Source organism: Fodinicola feengrottensis (assembly GCF_010993775.1).
In the GTDB taxonomy this organism is placed as follows: domain Bacteria; phylum Actinomycetota; class Actinomycetes; order Mycobacteriales; family HKI-0501; genus Fodinicola; species Fodinicola feengrottensis.
The window spans coordinates 77150-91279 of the sequence record NZ_WOTO01000011.1; the positions used below are offsets into that span (position 1 = coordinate 77150).

Here is a 14130-nt window from a genome sequence, read left to right on the forward strand (position 1 = left end):
CTAGCTGTCCAGTCGCAGGGTCAGGGTCGTCGTACCGACCTGGATCACGTCACCCGGCTGCAACGCCACCGCGTTGATCCGCGAGCCGTTCACCGCCGTGCCGTTCGTCGACCCGAGGTCCGTGACGACCACCCGGGAACCGTCGAAATCCAGTCGGGCGTGCTGCCGGGAGATACCCACGTCGGCGACCCGCACCTGCGCCGCCTCGCCACGGCCGAGCACGGTGGAACCGATCGACAGCGAGTACTGCCGGCCGTCGGAGGCCACCAGCCGCGCGGTTGCCCCGACCGGCTGACCGTACCCGCCGCCCTGTGGCGGCGGACTATAGGGCACCGCGGAGTTCGGCGCGCCGGACGACTGGGCCGGCGGCGGAACCGGCCCGGTCGGCGCGTACGGCGCGGGCCCGCCGCCATAGCCGCCCTGCTGGTACGACGGTGGCGGCTCCGGCTCCACACTGCCGGTGTAGACCTCGCTCACCACCCGGAACATGCCCGTGTCGAGCCCGTCGCCGCGCTCGATCTCGACGATCACGTCGCCGTAGACCGTCCACCCCTGCTCACCGATGAACTCCGCCTGCGCCTGTGCCAACTCCTGGGCCAAGGCCGCCGCGTACTGCTCAAGCCGGTCATGATCCGAAGCGGACAGGTCGATGATGTAGCGGTTCGGCACCAGCGTCCGGCCACCACCCAGGATGGACCGGTGCGCGTCAGCCTCCCGCTGCATCGCGCTGGCAATCTCGACCGGGTGCACGACACCCTTGAAGACCTTGGCGAAAGCCCCCTCGACCAAGCCCTCGAGCCGCTTCTCGAAGCGCTGCAGCACCCCCACGATCGCCCTCCCGATTATTGACCAGGAGTGATGGTATCCGGACCCGGCACACCCGTCAGGTCCGCAGTAGCCCGTCTGCTACGGTGATCGAGCGCTGAGGGCAAGTGGCGGAATGGCAGACGCGCACGGTTCAGGTCCGTGTGTCCGAAAGGACGTGGGGGTTCAACTCCCCCCTTGCCCACCAGAATGGGGTTTCCCTGTCCGTGGAGAGCGCGGACCGGGTTCTGGCGGCGATGCCGCCTGGGGGCCTGAGCCCCCAGACCCCCACGCCAGGGGAGTTCCCCTGGACCCCCCGATAACAAACTCGATTGCTGCGGGTCGCCCTGGTCGCGATGCGGCTTTCGTAGTTGTACCGGGAGTTTTTGTGGGTGTGGGCTTGGAAAAAAGTACCGGGTGAAGCTGTCGTCGATAGTTGTTCTCGACCGGTTGGTAACGCGGGTCTTCGGGTATCTGCGCTGGCCCTCTGGGTGTGACGGTGGCTACCGAAATCTCGTACGAGAGTCACGTCACACCTTTCGATCGTGGGCCATCGTGCGCCTTGATCTTGCCGGTCAGTGGGCCCGATAGCTAGAGCAAAACGGACGGCGCTGGCCGGTAAGTCAGAAGGTCAACGAGAGCGTGAGGCGTTCGGTTCCGGACTACTGCTCGATGGGCTCGGGTTCCGGGCGGGAGTCGTAGGCCGACTGGGCGGCGCCGATCTCGGCCATGTGCTCGTCGGTCCAGTGCACCATCGTCGAGACCACCTCCAGCAGGGTCCTGCCCAGTGGGGTAAGGGCGTACTCGACCCGCGGCGGCACGACCGGATAGACCGTACGACGGATCAGGCCGTCGCGTTCCAGGCTTCGCAAGGTGACCGTCAACATCCGCTGGCTGATGCCGTCGATGGTCTTCTTGAGGTCACCGAAGCGCATCGTGTGCTCATCCAGGCTGGAGATCACGTAGATGGCCCACTTGCTGCCAATCCGGCCGACCACCTCGCGTGCCTTACAGTTCGTGGTCATCGGCACTGGCTGGTCGGGATATCCGGCAGAGAAAGATCCGAAAAGGTACTATTTCCGACATAAACGTCGGCGGCAGTATCGGTCGGCAGGCTCATTGGTTACCTCCGTGTAACTCAGGTATGTGAAAGTGCCGTCTTGTCATTGATCCTTCAACCTTCCTACAGTTCCTATTGGTTCTCAATAGGAACCATGACACGAATCGGAACTGACGCTGGTTGTGGAACTGGCTGAACAGGAGAAAGTGCAATGACCTCGGCATCTGTGCAGATCCCCGGCTTCGTCGCGGGCAAGTGGGCAATCGACCCGGTGCACTCGCACGTCGGGTTCTCGGTACGGCACCTGGCCGTCAGCAAGGTGCGGGGCGAGTTCAAGACCTTCTCTGGCGAGATTGTCACCACCGAGAACCCGTTGGACTCCAGCGTCACCGCGACCATCGATCTGGGTTCGATCGACACCAACAACGAGGGCCGGGACGGGCACCTGAAGTCGGCCGACTTTTTCGAAACCGACAAGCACCCCACGCTGACCTTCGCCTCCACCGCCGTACGCCAGGACGGCGACGACTTCATCGTGGCCGGCGACCTCACCATCAAGGGCGTCACCAAGCAGGTCGAACTCAAGCTGGAGGTCAACGGCTTCGGCCCGAGCCCGGCCGGCACGGTGGCCGGCTTCACCGCCACCACCGAGATCGACCGGCGCGACTTTGGCGTCAACTTCACCGGCTCGGTCCCGGGCACCGACGTGCTGATGGTCGCCAACAAGATCTCCATCACCCTGGAGATCGAGGCCGGCCTGCAGGAGGGCTGATCGTACGAGCAAACGAAAACGGCGCCGGGAAATCCCGGCGCCGTTTCGTTGTCTTTCCTAGAGAGATTTGACGCTCGCCACGACCTTGCTCAGGGATTCCTTGGCATCGCCGAAAAGCAGCATCGTCTTGGGCTCGTACAGGAGCTCGTTCTCGATGCCGGCGAATCCCGGCCGCATCGACCGCTTAAGGAAGACGACCTGCTGCGCGTCGTCGACCTCCATGATCGGCATCCCGTAGATCGGTGCCCCCGGTGTGGTTTTGGCCGCAGGGTTGACCACGTCGTTCGCGCCGACCACCAGCGCGACATCGGCGGTCTTGAACTCCGGGTTCACCTCGTCCATTTCCTTCAGCACCTCGTACGGCACATTCGCCTCAGCCAGCAACACGTTCATGTGCCCGGGCATCCGGCCGGCGACCGGGTGAATGCCGTAGAGCACCTCGATGTCCCGGGCCTCAAGCAAATCAGCCAGCTCCCGGATGGTGTGCTGCGCCTGCGCCACCGCGAGGCCGTAGCCGGGCACGATGATCACCTTGCGGGCGTAGCCGAGCAGGATCGCCACGTCCTCCGGGCTGCCGGACCGCACCGGGCGATCGCCGCCCGAGCCGGCCGCCACCATGGTGGACGGTTTGAACGCGCCGAACAGGATGCTGGTGATGCTGCGGCCCATCGCGGCCGCCATCAGTCGGGTCAGGATGGTGCCGCTCGCGCCGACCAGCGTGCCGGCCACCAGCAGCAGGGTGTTGGACAGCACGTACCCGCTGGCCGCCACCGTGAGGCCGGTGAAGGCGTTCAGCAGTGAGATGACGATCGGCACGTCCGCGCCGCCGACCGGCAGTACGAACAGGATGCCGACCGCCAGTGAGACCAGCGCGAGAACACCCAGCAGCAGGCCGTTCGAGCCGCCGTTGGCGCCGACCACGACCGCGGACACCGCGAGCGCGACAGCCGCCACCAGCGAGGCACCGAAGACGTACTGGCCGCCCGGGAAAGTGACCGGCCGGGTGGTCATCAGTTCCTGGAGTTTCGCGTACGTGACAACGGAACCGGAGAACGAGACGGTGCCGACCAGGACGGTGAAGGCACCGGCCGCGGCGGCGATGGCGGCGATCGCGCCGCTGCCGTGCGCGCTGTCGGTCAGCTCGAGGCCGGCGACCAAGGCCGCCGCGCCGCCGCCGACGCCGTTGAACAACGCGACCAGCTGCGGCATCGCGGTCATCGCCACCCGGCGGGCGGTCGGTACGGCGACCAGCGTGCCGACCGCGATCGCCAGCACGATCCACGGAACGTTGCTGAGATTGGCCGAAAAGAACGCCACCAGGACGGCGACGACCGCGCCGGCGGCGCCGATCAGGTTGCCGCGCCGGGCCGTACCAGGGGCCGAAAGGCCTTTCAGGGCAATGATGAAGCAGATCGCCGCGACCAGGTAGATCAATGCGGTCGCGGCCGGCGAGAGCAGGTTCACGAGTCCTCCCGCTTCTTCGCCGGAGCCGTTTTGGGTGCTCTGCCCTTGAACATCTCCAACATCCGGTCGGTGACCACGAAACCGCCGACCATGTTGACAGTGGCCAGGATGACCGCGAGCAACCCGAGGATCAGCGTGAAGACGTTGGTCGTACGCCCGGTGACCACGATGGCGCCGACCAGGATCACGCCGTGAATGGCGTTCGCGCCGCTCATCAGCGGGGTATGCAGGGTGGTGGACACCTGAGAGACCACTTCGAAGCCGATCACCACGGCCAGTACGAAGAAGGTCAGCAGAGTGATGCCGTCCATCAGCTGTCGGCTCCTTCTATCTGTTGCCGGGTCGGCTCGTGTTTGATGGCGCCGTCGTGCGTGAGGCATGCGCCGGCGACCACCTCGTCGTCCAGGTTGATGTCCAGCTTTTCCTCCTTGACCAGGAGTTTGAGCAGTTCGGTGACGTTCTTGCCGTAGAGCCGACTGGCGTCCACCGGCATGGTCGAGCTCGCGTCCGCCATCCCGACCAGCTGCACGCCGTTCACGTCCAGCACCGCACCGGGCACCGAACCCTCGACGTTGCCGCCGGACTCGGCCGCCAGGTCCACGACCACCGACCCCGGCGCCATGCCCTCGAGCATCTGCCGGGTCACCAGCTGCGGCGCCGGCCGGCCCGGCACCGCGGCGGTGGTGATCAGCACGTCCGACTTGGTGATGTAGGGGGTGAGCAGCTCCTGCTGTTTCTTGGCGCGGTCCTCGGTCATTTCCCGGGCGTACCCGCCGGTGCCCTCGATCGCTTCCAGTTCCAGCTTGATAAAAGTGGCGCCCATCGATTTGACCTCGTCCGCCGAAGCGGGCCGGACGTCGTACGCCTCGACCACCGCGCCGAGGCGTTTGGCCGTCGCGATCGCCTGCAGGCCGGCCACTCCGGCGCCGAGTATGAGCGCCTTGGCAGGCGGGATCGTGCCAGCGGCGGTCATGAACAGCGGGAAGAACCGCGGCAGCCGCATGGCCGCCTCGAGCACGCACCGATAGCCCGCGACCAGCGCCTGCGAGGTCAGCGCGTCCATCGACTGCGCCCGCGAGATCCGTGGCACCAGCTCCATGGCGAACGATGTCACGCCGGCGTCCCGGAGCGCTCGTACGCCGTCCGGCTCGGCCGACGGGGTGGCGAAACCGATCGTCACGATGCCCTGGCGCAGGCCCGCGATGTCGTCCGGCTCCAGGGGTCTGACGTGCAACAGCACGTCCGCTTCGGCCAGCGCTGTGCGGTCCACGACCGAGGCACCGGCCTGGACGTACGCGTCGTCGCTGGCCAGTGCCGCTAGCCCGGCACCTGACTCGATGACTACGTCGAAACCAGCCTTGACCAGCGGTTCGATATGTAGTGGGAGCAGCGCGACCCGGCGTTCACCGGGCCGCCGTTCCTTCCGTACGGCGACTCTCATGACGGAACCGTAGAGGACGAGTCGCGCGATTGGGGGAGTTAATCGTCACAGTATTTGTGTCGCACACTCAGTTGACAGGGCCAGCCTGGGTGAACCTCGGATGCAGCCCGACCAGGATCCTCTGGATCAGCGCGCCACACTCTTCGCGCACCCGTGGGCGGTCCTCCGGCAGCGCCTCTACCAGCGCCAATGCTGATCCGCTGAGCAGCCCGAAAATCACCTGGGTGGCGCTGGGCAGCGGTACCGGATCAACCAGTTTGGCCTCGATCAGGAGCACGATGAACTGCTCGGTCAGCCCGTACGCGTACAACTGCTCACACTCGCGCCAGCGCGATGCCAGCCGAGTGCGACAGGGCCCTCCTGCATGACGATCCGGCCATAGACCGGGTCGCAGCAGAAGTCCAGGAAGGTGTCCAGACCGGCGAGCGAGGCCTCCCACGGGCCGGTCGCCTTCGCCGCCGCCTCACCGACCGCCACCTGCATGGCGATCTCCTGGTTTTCCAGAACAGCCTCGAAGAGCGCCTGTTTGCCGTTGAAGTGGTGGTAGACCGCACCGCGTGTCATCCGAGTGGCACGGGCCACGTCATCCAGTGAGGTGTGGACATAGCCGTTCTCACTGAACAGTTCGGTGGCCGAATCCAGCAGGGCTGCGCGAGTGGCGTCCGAGTACTCCGCGCGGCGGCTTTTCACGGTTGACATACGTCGAGTCTAAGACATACTCAGAGTACGTACCCAGTGTATGTGACCGACAGGGAGAAGGCGATGACCGGTTGGCAGCAGGTGCATCGGCGCACCGACCTGCTGAACCTGGTGCTGGACGAGATCACCGGCACCGGTTCCGCGCAGGTTCCGGCCGTACACATAGCAGCGATCGAAGCAGAGTTCGGCGGGTTCGACGAGTTCCTGCTGGCCGCCCATCAACGCTGGTCCACCGCGTACGCGGCCCGGCTGGACGGGCTGCTGGAGGAGGCGCCCGACGACATGGCGACCGGGTTGGCGCGGATCTGCGCCGAGCTCCGGGCGCTCCGGCCGGGTCTTCGTACGCTGCTGGACTACTACAGCGACAACCCAGCGCTCGCCGCCGCCGAGGACCGGCAGTGGCGTCAGTTGGTCGCCGCGACCGGGGTGACCACGATGCCGGCGATGCCCGTCATGCGGGAGGACGGCCGGCGTACCCACTGCCCCCTCGGCCAGTGGCTGATTGGGATGGCGGACCGGCGGATCCGGCGCGTTCTCCACGCATAATTCGCAAAGTCGCAACCAGGAGGCGTGCGATGACCCAGACCGACCAGCCGGTGATGTTCAACCCGTTCGAGCCGGGTTTCACCGATAATCCTTACCCACACCTGAAAACGCTGCGCGAACAGGTGCCCGTACACGAGCACCCGATGGGTTTCTGGCTGTTGCTCCGGCACGCCGACGTGACCGAGTTGCTGCGGGCGAAACTGTCCGTCGAAGAGCACAACGTCACGGTCGGGCAGATCCGTGAGCTGCGCGAGGCCGCGTACGGCGACGGGGCGCCGCGGTCCGACGGGCTGTCCATGCTGGACCGCGACCCGCCCGACCACGACCGGCTGCGCAAGTTGGTCACCAAGGCTTTCACCATGCGTACCATCGAAAAACTCGAGCCGCGGGTGGTCGAGCTGGTCGACCAGGCACTCGACCGGATGGCCGACGCCGGCCGGTTCAACCTGGTCCAGGAACTGGCCTTCCCGCTGCCGTTCCGGGTGATCACCGAGATGATGGGCATGCCGGAGACCGACGAGGTGCGGCTGCGCGAGCTGACCGGCACGCTCGTACGCTCGCTGGAGCCGGTGAACGACCCGGAGCTGCTCCAGCAGATCGCTGACGCGGACCGACAGATCACCGAGCTGACCATCGACGCGATCAACTGGAAGCGCCAGCATCCGGCCGACGACCTGCTCACCGCGCTGATCGCCGCCGAGGACGACGGCGACAAGCTGAGCGAGCAGGAACTCGTCAGCCAGGTCGTGCTGCTTTACGTGGCCGGCCACGAAACCACCGTCAACCTGATCGGCAACGGCACCCTCGCCCTGCTCAACCACCCTGATCAGCGCGCGCTCCTCGCGTCCCGCCCAGACCTGGATGGCAACGCCGTCGAAGAGCTGCTCCGCTTTGACTCGCCGGTGCAGATGTCCCGCCGCGTCACCCTCGAGCCGTACGAGGTGGACGGCAACGTCATCGCGCCCGGCACCGCCGTCCTTCTGAGCATCGCCAGCGCCAACCGCGACCCCGCTGTTTTTGGTCTGGATGCTGACAAAGTCTTGATCGAACGTGCCAACGCAACGCACGACACCACACGTCGTTTGGTGGCGGTGTCCATCATTGTTTGGGTGCCGCGCTGGCACGGTTGGAGGGGCGTACGGCCCTGGGGCGTCTCGTACGACGGTTCCCTGACCTGCGGCTGGACGGCGATGTCGAGTGGAATGGGCGCATCAACCTCCGCGGCCCCGAGGTGCTTCCGGTGGCTGTCAGGTAGTTAGCGTGAAGGCACCGGCCTTGGTTAAAGCAGTGTGTGCTGCGGGGGCGAGGGCGCTGGTTAGAAGCGTTGTTTGCCGTGGAGGTGAGCGCCTTGGTTAAGGGCGTTTTCTGTGAGGGTGCGGCGTCTCTTCTACCAGCCCCAAGAAAAACCCCGCCCCGCCACCGGTTTTTGGTGGCGGGGCGGGGTTTTTCTTGGGGTTACTGCCCATGCCGCCCTGTGTTTCTGGCGCCTTCGGCGCGGGCGCTGTCGACTACGGCTACGAAAGTCCGCCTTCCAGGCCCCGCAAAGACCGCGGGGCCTGGAAGGCGGACGCTCCTGCCGGAGGGGCGACAACATCGGCCTGGCGGCCGATGGCGCCGGACGGGGCCTGGGTTCCGTCTAAGTTGACCAACTTGATGGTGAAGGTCGTGGTTTGCGCACGGGGTGGGTACGCGGGGCTGGGTCTCGTCGAAGTGGGCCAACTTTGGGTTAGAGGTGACGGTCCCGCGCGGGCGAGGGCGGCGGGGTGGGTCCGTTGGGCCGTGGGGCGCGGTTTTGTCGGGGGTGGTTTCTAGCGTTTGGGGCATGACGAAAGAACCGAACTCATCTTGTTCCTGCTATTTGTGCGCGCATCCGGAGATCGTGGATCCGACGGCCTGGGCGCGGGCTCAGATCGCCGCGGCGATCGCTGATTACGGCTGGCAGGTGGTCAGCGTGATCGGTGGGAAGAAGTCGCCTCCTTGGTCGTACACGGTCGGCTTGTGGCAGAGCTACCGGCTGCCGGAGCTGTTCGTCGGCGGTCTGGAAGCGACGATGCCTGTCATTGGCTCAATCACATCGGCGGCCGCCGGCGGGACGGTGAAGTGATGCCGGTCCACACGCCGATCGAGGGCATCGTGCCGCCACCGCATCAGGTGGTGTTGCGGCCGGTGCACGACAACTGGCGGGTTGATCTGCTCGCGCAGCTTGAGCTGCATTACGGCAGTGAGGCGGTCCCGGTCGAGCAGGTGTTGTGGTCCGATCACGACGGCCTGTTCCCGCCCGACCCGGGATTTGACCGGGTTTTCCGGAACAAGCAGCCGTTTTCTGTGGTTGCCCAAGGACTCGCATCCGATGAACGCCTGGCGCAAGGGTGACCTGTCGATCCGGCGATGACGAATGGGCGGCGACTGGCGGGACAAATGTAACCGCCGGTCACCGTCGTTGCGCATGTGTGCGAAAGCGCTGGGTCGGCCATAGTTCAGGTGTCCGATTAGTCACTTTGAAGGCAGGCGCTCGTGCGCACAGTCGGTCACCTGCCCGCTGTGAATGGAGGCGCGTTGTGAGCGTTGTCCGCCGGTTGGTTCCGGTGCTGGTGTTGTTCCTTCTGGCGCCGTTCGTCGCCGAGTATGTGCTGGGCAATATCCCCCCGTCTCGGCTGTTCCTGCTGCCGATGATGGCCCTGCTGTACGGCACCGGCGCGGTGCTGATCCGTGAGGTGACCCGGCGCACCGGTCGCGGCTGGCCGACGATCGTGCTGCTCGGACTGGCGTATGCGGTGATCGAAGAGGGCATTGCCACCCAGTCGCTGTTCAACCCGAACTATGTCGGCCTGCATCTGCTGGCGTACGGATTCGTGCCGGCGCTGGGCATCGCGGGTCCCTGGACGGCGTACATGCTGGGCCTGCACACCGCCTGGAGCATCTCGGTTCCGCTGCTGCTGACCGAGACGATGTTCCGCCACCGCGGTTCGCAGCCATGGCTCGGCCGGGTCGGTCTGGTGGTGATTGGCGTGCTGTTCGTGCTCGGGGTGTCGCTGACAGCGGTGTTCTCGATCAAGCTGTCCGCGGACCATTTCCTCGCCTCTCCCGCGCAGCTGGTCGCGGCGGGGGGGTCGGTCGCCGCGGTGCTGGTCGTGCTGGCCTTCATGCTGTTCCGGCCGACCGCTGCTCGGACGACCCAGCCGGACGCCGCCCGAACCGCGCCGAGTCCCTGGCTGGTCGGAGTGACCACCTTCGTGGCCGGTTCTATTTTCCACGCGCTGATCAGGTTCGGCGGTCAGTATGGTGTGCCGGCGGCGATCGAGGTGCTGCTGAATGTAGTGCTGGCGGTCGCGCTGGTGGCGCTGATCCTCTGGTGGTCGCGGGCCGCCGGGTGGTCGCAGGTGCACAAGTTCGCGGCCGCCGCCGGTGGAGTGTTGGTCTATGGCTGGGTGGGCTACCTGTTGATCAATCAGCAAGGCCTGGGCGAGACGCTCGGCTGGGCGGCACTGGTGGTGTTCATGGTCGCGTTGCTCGCCGGCATTGGCCTCGGGCTGCGTAAGGACGCCCGTCAGGCAGTGGCCGATCCGGTCGACAACGCGATCTTGTCGCAGCACTAACGAAATCGATGACGGCCGGCCGGGACAAATGTCATGGCTGGCCGTCGCCATTGGGCATGGGCGGGAAAGCCGAAGGTCAGCGAAAGTTCAGGAGTCCTATTCATCACGTCGAGGGCAGGCATTCGTGCGTACGTTAAGCCGGGTAGCTCCAGCATTGCTGTTGCTTGTTCTTTCCCCTTTGGTGGCGGAGTTCCTGCTGGGTGACTTCCCCATCACCAAGGTGGCCTTCCTGCTGTTCGTCCTGCCCATGTACGGCTGCGGCGCGATCCTGATCCGGGAGATCGTCCGGCGGACCGGCCGCGGCTGGCCAACAATGCTGGTCCTCGCGCTCGCGTATGCCGTGCTGGAGGAGGGCATCACCACGATGTCGCTCTTCAACCCGAACTACGCCGGCGACCATCTCCTCGCGTACGGGCTGATTCCGGCGGTGGGAATGTCCCCGGTGTGGACGATCTCTACGTGCTCAGCCTGCACGTGGTGTGGAGCATCGGAACGCCGATCGCGATGGTCGAGGCGGTCGCCGGCACTCGACGGACGACCCCGTGGCTGGGGGGAAGATCGGGTTCTCGGTGGTGGCCGCGTTCTTCGTGGTCGGCGTGGCCGTGACGACGGCGTCCTCGCTCTACCAGTATCCGTTCGTCGCCTCGCTGCCGCAGCTCGCCGTGTGTGGTGGTCGTGTTGGTCGCGCTGATCCTGCTGGCGATCTTCCTGCCGCGGCTGGCCGGCCCGCGCACGGTGCTGGCCGGGTCCGCGCCGAGCCCGTGGCTGGTCGGGGTCGTGGGAACTCTCGCCGCACTGGCCTTCCAGCTGGTCGAGCGGTATGCACAGGCTCTCCTGCCCGCCTGGGGCCTGACGCTGGTGTTCGTGGTTCTGTGGGTCGGATTCCTCGTCCTGGTCGCCTTCTGGTCGGCCAAACCCGGCTGGAACGGCCGGCATGTGCTGGCGCTTGCCACTGGCGCGATCCTGAACTACGCGTGGATCGGGGTGGAGCGAGTGGCCACCGGCGACGTGATCGGGCCGCTGAAGGTCACCCCGGCGGACGTGGTTGGCCAGGTCCTCCTGGTGGTCGCGATGGTGGCCCTGATCGGGTGGGGCGTTTTCCAGCTGCGTAAGGCCGGCGACACCGCCCTGCCTGCTGCCGCGCTAAACCCTGTCACGCACTGATCGCGTAAGGCTTAGAACTGCACTCCACGGGTGAGGGCTCCATCGACGACCAGGTTGGTGCCGGTGATGAAGCTGGCGGCCGGGCTGGCCAGGAACACCACCGCTCGCGCGATCTCGTCTGGTCCGGCCATCCGGCCGGTCGGGTTGAGTGCGAGCGCCTGCGCGTACAGCTGCGGGTTGGTGGCCTCGATGTGCTGCCACACCCCGCCGTCGAAGTAGGTGTTGCCAGGAGAAACGCTGTTCGCGCGGATGTTTTTCCCAGCCAGCTGGAAAGCCAGCCCCTGGGTGTAGTGTGAATGATCGCGGCCTTGGCCGCACCGTACGAACCGGCCGCGAAGTCCACCTCGCGGCCGGACACGCTGGCGATGGTCACGATCGAGCCGGCCGTGCTCTTCTCCAGCTCCGGCATGGCCGCCGCGATCAGGCCAACGGTGCCAAGAACGTCGGTCTGAAACGTCTTCTGCCAGCTGTCCACGTCGTCGCCGATGGCCAGCGCGCTGACGTTGGAGACCACGATGTCGATGCCGCCGAGCTCGCCGGCGGCTTGCGTGACCCACGTTCGCAACGCTGCGGCGTCGCAGACATCGACGGCCGTCCCGGTCGCCGTCGCGCCGTCGGCACACAGCCGCGTGGTCGCGGCTTGGACATCTTTCTCCGTACGGGCGCAAAAAGCCACCGAGGCACCTTCGGCGGCGAGCAGCTCGACGATTGCCCTGCCGATGCCTTTGGTGCCGCCGGTGACGATCGCCCGCGTGCCGGTCAGCCGCAGATCCACGGTTCCCCCAAAGGAAGGGGTCAGTCTGTCAGGTCGAGTGGACCGGGACGAAAGCCGCGCGGCCCGGTGGCGCGGATCTGAGCCGCCCGGTCGCGCAGGTGGTCATGCATCCCACCGTACGTCCGCACCGCCGGCAGCAGATGCTTCTCGACCTTGACCACCGAGCTGTAGTTGGTGTCCACGACGTTCGCGAGCGGCGCCAGGCTGATTTGGCTGACCAGTTGGTACGCGTCCATCGGCGCCAGGCCGTAGAGCTCGCTGATCCAGTTGACCATCTCGAACTGCGCGATCCGCCAGGCGTCCTCCAGCGGACGGGCCGAGCCGATCACCATCAGCGCGTCGTCAGTCTCGATCCGCGGCCACGCGGGCGCCGCGCCGGTCTTGAGCAGATCCACGATCACTGTGCTGTTCATGGCGCCCTCGACGGCGGTGCCGCAGGCTTCGCCCTCGCCCTGCCGGTAATGCCCGTCACCGATGGAAAACAGCGCGCCTGGCGTGTTCACCGCGAAATAGCAGGTAGCGCCCGGCCGGATCTCCGGCGAATCCATGTTGCCGCCGTACGAGCCGGGGACCAGCGACGTACGCACCTCCCGGGACGGCGGCGCGACCCCGATGGTGCCGAGCATCGGCGCCAGCGGCAGATCCACTTGGAAATCCCCGAAAACGGCGTCGAACCGGACCATCCGTCGCTCGGCGTCGACCTGATAGATCCAGGTCGCTTCGGGCAGCGGGTCCTGCAGGGTGGGGCTCAGTGGGGTGCTGGTCAGTCCGCCGAACAGCGGGATCGCGCTGGAGGCTCCCCAGTCCCGGGCCGGTTCCAGATCGACGACGTGCACCGCGAGCGTGTCACCGGGTTCCGCGCCAGTGATGAAGAACGGTCCTGTCTGCGGGTTGACCTCGGCCATGTTCAGCATCTCGCTGGGCTTGTCCTCGGTCGACTGCAGCTTGCCGTTGAAGGCGTCCTCGCTCCAGAGCCGCAGCACGCTGCCCGGCGGCACCTCCAGCACCGGCGCGGCGCCGCCGCCGAAGGTGTACGCGTACTGGTCGGCGCTCGGGGTGAACTCGATGACGTCCCCGTCGATGTGGCTGCTGGCTCGGCCGACTCGCATGGGTGACAGTGTCCCTCCGGGATGGCCCTGGGTGCGGGGCGAAACGACACGTTTGGCGACGGTTTGTTCCGGTGTCGTCACCGACTGCCTAGACTGTGCCAGACCGAACCGTCGGTTCGCATCCTTCTACAGGTCACTGATGATCCGACACTTGTGTGTGGTCAGACCTCTTTTCACTTTTCCGTAGAGTGCGACCTGCGTAAACACTCTGGAATCGGAAAAGAACCAGGAGTAACTGGAAAAGCTGTCGTTTTCGATCTTTTCCCATTTGTTATCCGCGATGAACGTGCAAATGCGCGTGCACGGTTCAACAGCTGCTGGAGCTGGCCAGCGGAGAGTAGCGCTAGCCGTCGATGTAGTGCTTGAAGGCGCCGCTCAACAGCGCCACAATCGCGAACAGGCCGCCGATCAGGATCAGGCGTCCGGTCAGCGCGAGCCCTACTGCCGCGCAACCGAAGATGACGGCCTCCACCGTGATTCGGCCGGCCAGCGACAGCGGCATGGTCGCCTTGGGCGAGCAGAACATCGCCCAGGCGACCGCCGCCGCCACCGGCAGCAGCGCCGCGAAGACCAGGCTGCCGATCAGTCCAGGGCCGAACTGGAAACCCACCAGCCCAAGCGACACCAGCGCGCAGATTTCCAGCACCGCGCGCACCGGCGGGTTGTTGATTTTTTCCAGTACCTCGGTCACCTGCCCAAG

At 66.0% G+C, this 14130-nt stretch carries 15 protein-coding genes, 1 tRNA gene and 2 pseudogenes; 8 read left to right on the top strand and 10 right to left on the bottom strand.

Annotation, left to right across the window (positions count from 1 at the left end; translation table 11 throughout):
• On the bottom strand, positions 1–828 hold the full coding sequence (locus GNX96_RS12600; RefSeq protein WP_163568228.1) for an FhaA domain-containing protein: 828 nt from the start codon (positions 826–828) through the stop codon (positions 1–3).
• Between the two features lie 98 nt (positions 829–926).
• Between GNX96_RS12600 and GNX96_RS12605 the strand changes: the two genes are divergently transcribed.
• Positions 927–1012: transfer RNA gene (locus GNX96_RS12605), tRNA-Leu, on the top strand.
• Between the two features lie 454 nt (positions 1013–1466).
• Here GNX96_RS12605 and GNX96_RS12610 read toward each other — a convergent pair.
• Positions 1467–1829, bottom strand: coding sequence for a winged helix-turn-helix transcriptional regulator (locus GNX96_RS12610; RefSeq protein WP_163568229.1), 363 nt, complete (start codon positions 1827–1829; stop codon positions 1467–1469).
• Between the two features lie 246 nt (positions 1830–2075).
• On the opposite strand from GNX96_RS12610, the gene GNX96_RS12615 reads away from it, so the two are divergent.
• Positions 2076–2636 carry a YceI family protein gene (locus GNX96_RS12615; protein ID WP_163568230.1) on the top strand — a complete coding sequence of 187 codons (561 nt, stop codon included), beginning with the start codon at positions 2076–2078 and terminating at the stop codon, positions 2634–2636.
• 57 nt (positions 2637–2693) lie between these two features.
• Here the strand turns inward: GNX96_RS12615 and GNX96_RS12620 are convergent, their stop codons facing one another.
• The 5 genes from GNX96_RS12620 to GNX96_RS51245 form a co-directional block, all read right to left on the bottom strand.
• Positions 2694–4100 (bottom strand): NAD(P)(+) transhydrogenase (Re/Si-specific) subunit beta, encoded by a 1407-nt coding sequence (locus GNX96_RS12620; protein ID WP_163568231.1) that lies wholly within the window; start codon positions 4098–4100, stop codon positions 2694–2696.
• Positions 4097–4411 carry an NAD(P) transhydrogenase subunit alpha gene (locus GNX96_RS12625; protein WP_163568232.1) on the bottom strand — a complete coding sequence of 105 codons (315 nt, stop codon included), beginning with the start codon at positions 4409–4411 and terminating at the stop codon, positions 4097–4099. The genes GNX96_RS12620 and GNX96_RS12625 overlap by 4 nt, the downstream gene beginning before the upstream one ends.
• Positions 4411–5541 carry a Re/Si-specific NAD(P)(+) transhydrogenase subunit alpha gene (locus GNX96_RS12630; RefSeq protein WP_163568233.1) on the bottom strand — a complete coding sequence of 377 codons (1131 nt, stop codon included), beginning with the start codon at positions 5539–5541 and terminating at the stop codon, positions 4411–4413. The genes GNX96_RS12625 and GNX96_RS12630 overlap by 1 nt, the downstream gene beginning before the upstream one ends.
• Before the next feature lie 67 nt (positions 5542–5608).
• Positions 5609–5851: a hypothetical protein gene (locus tag GNX96_RS51240; protein WP_279580161.1), complete on the bottom strand. Its 243-nt coding sequence runs from the start codon at positions 5849–5851 to the stop codon at positions 5609–5611.
• Entirely contained in the window at positions 5833–6240 is a 408-nt protein-coding gene (locus GNX96_RS51245) for a TetR/AcrR family transcriptional regulator (RefSeq protein WP_279580162.1), read from the bottom strand. Before GNX96_RS51245 ends, GNX96_RS51240 begins: the two co-directional genes overlap by 19 nt.
• A 63-nt stretch (positions 6241–6303) precedes the next feature.
• Between GNX96_RS51245 and GNX96_RS12640 the strand changes: the two genes are divergently transcribed.
• The 6 genes and pseudogenes from GNX96_RS12640 to GNX96_RS12670 all read left to right on the top strand — a co-directional run bounded on the left by GNX96_RS12640 (position 6304) and on the right by GNX96_RS12670 (position 11546).
• Positions 6304–6786: a hypothetical protein gene (locus GNX96_RS12640; RefSeq protein ID WP_279580163.1), complete on the top strand. Its 483-nt coding sequence runs from the start codon at positions 6304–6306 to the stop codon at positions 6784–6786.
• Between the two features lie 29 nt (positions 6787–6815).
• Positions 6816–8045 (top strand): cytochrome P450, encoded by a 1230-nt coding sequence (locus GNX96_RS67155; RefSeq protein ID WP_279580164.1) that lies wholly within the window; start codon positions 6816–6818, stop codon positions 8043–8045.
• A gap of 563 nt (positions 8046–8608) precedes the next feature.
• Positions 8609–9159 (top strand): annotated as a pseudogene (locus GNX96_RS12655) (DUF4262 domain-containing protein).
• 185 nt (positions 9160–9344) lie between these two features.
• Positions 9345–10382: a hypothetical protein gene (locus tag GNX96_RS12660; RefSeq protein WP_163568237.1), complete on the top strand. Its 1038-nt coding sequence runs from the start codon at positions 9345–9347 to the stop codon at positions 10380–10382.
• 28 nt (positions 10383–10410) lie between these two features.
• A complete protein-coding gene (locus GNX96_RS12665; protein ID WP_163568238.1) occupies positions 10411–11073 on the top strand; it encodes a hypothetical protein in 663 nt (220 codons plus the stop codon).
• On the top strand, positions 11052–11546 hold the full coding sequence (locus GNX96_RS12670) for a hypothetical protein (RefSeq protein WP_279580165.1): 495 nt from the start codon (positions 11052–11054) through the stop codon (positions 11544–11546). The genes GNX96_RS12665 and GNX96_RS12670 overlap by 22 nt, the downstream gene beginning before the upstream one ends.
• Before the next feature lie 11 nt (positions 11547–11557).
• On the opposite strand, the pseudogene GNX96_RS12675 reads toward GNX96_RS12670, so the two are convergent.
• The 3 genes and pseudogenes from GNX96_RS12675 to GNX96_RS12685 form a co-directional block, all read right to left on the bottom strand.
• Positions 11558–12321 (bottom strand): annotated as a pseudogene (locus tag GNX96_RS12675) (SDR family NAD(P)-dependent oxidoreductase).
• A 20-nt stretch (positions 12322–12341) separates the two neighbouring features.
• Positions 12342–13430: an acetamidase/formamidase family protein gene (locus tag GNX96_RS12680; RefSeq protein ID WP_163568240.1), complete on the bottom strand. Its 1089-nt coding sequence runs from the start codon at positions 13428–13430 to the stop codon at positions 12342–12344.
• 343 nt (positions 13431–13773) lie between these two features.
• Entirely contained in the window at positions 13774–14121 is a 348-nt protein-coding gene (locus GNX96_RS12685; RefSeq protein WP_279580166.1) for a YrdB family protein, read from the bottom strand.
• Positions 14122–14130 lie beyond the last annotated feature (9 nt).

Bases quoted from the DNA above. Each gene is read 5' to 3' on its own strand.
- GNX96_RS51245 (WP_279580162.1), bottom strand. From the start codon at position 6,240: ATGTCAACCGTGAAAAGCCGCCGCGCGGAGTACTCGGACGCCACTCGC.
- GNX96_RS12640 (WP_279580163.1), top strand. From the start codon at position 6,304: ATGACCGGTTGGCAGCAGGTGCATCGGCGCACCGACCTGCTGAACCTG.
- GNX96_RS12615 (WP_163568230.1), top strand. From the start codon at position 2,076: ATGACCTCGGCATCTGTGCAGATCCCCGGCTTCGTCGCGGGCAAGTGG.
- GNX96_RS67155 (WP_279580164.1), top strand. From the start codon at position 6,816: ATGACCCAGACCGACCAGCCGGTGATGTTCAACCCGTTCGAGCCGGGT.
- GNX96_RS12665 (WP_163568238.1), top strand. From the start codon at position 10,411: ATGTCATGGCTGGCCGTCGCCATTGGGCATGGGCGGGAAAGCCGAAGG.
- GNX96_RS12625 (WP_163568232.1), bottom strand. From the start codon at position 4,411: ATGGACGGCATCACTCTGCTGACCTTCTTCGTACTGGCCGTGGTGATC.
- GNX96_RS12680 (WP_163568240.1), bottom strand. From the start codon at position 13,430: ATGCGAGTCGGCCGAGCCAGCAGCCACATCGACGGGGACGTCATCGAG.
- GNX96_RS12610 (WP_163568229.1), bottom strand. From the start codon at position 1,829: ATGACCACGAACTGTAAGGCACGCGAGGTGGTCGGCCGGATTGGCAGC.
- GNX96_RS12630 (WP_163568233.1), bottom strand. From the start codon at position 5,541: ATGAGAGTCGCCGTACGGAAGGAACGGCGGCCCGGTGAACGCCGGGTC.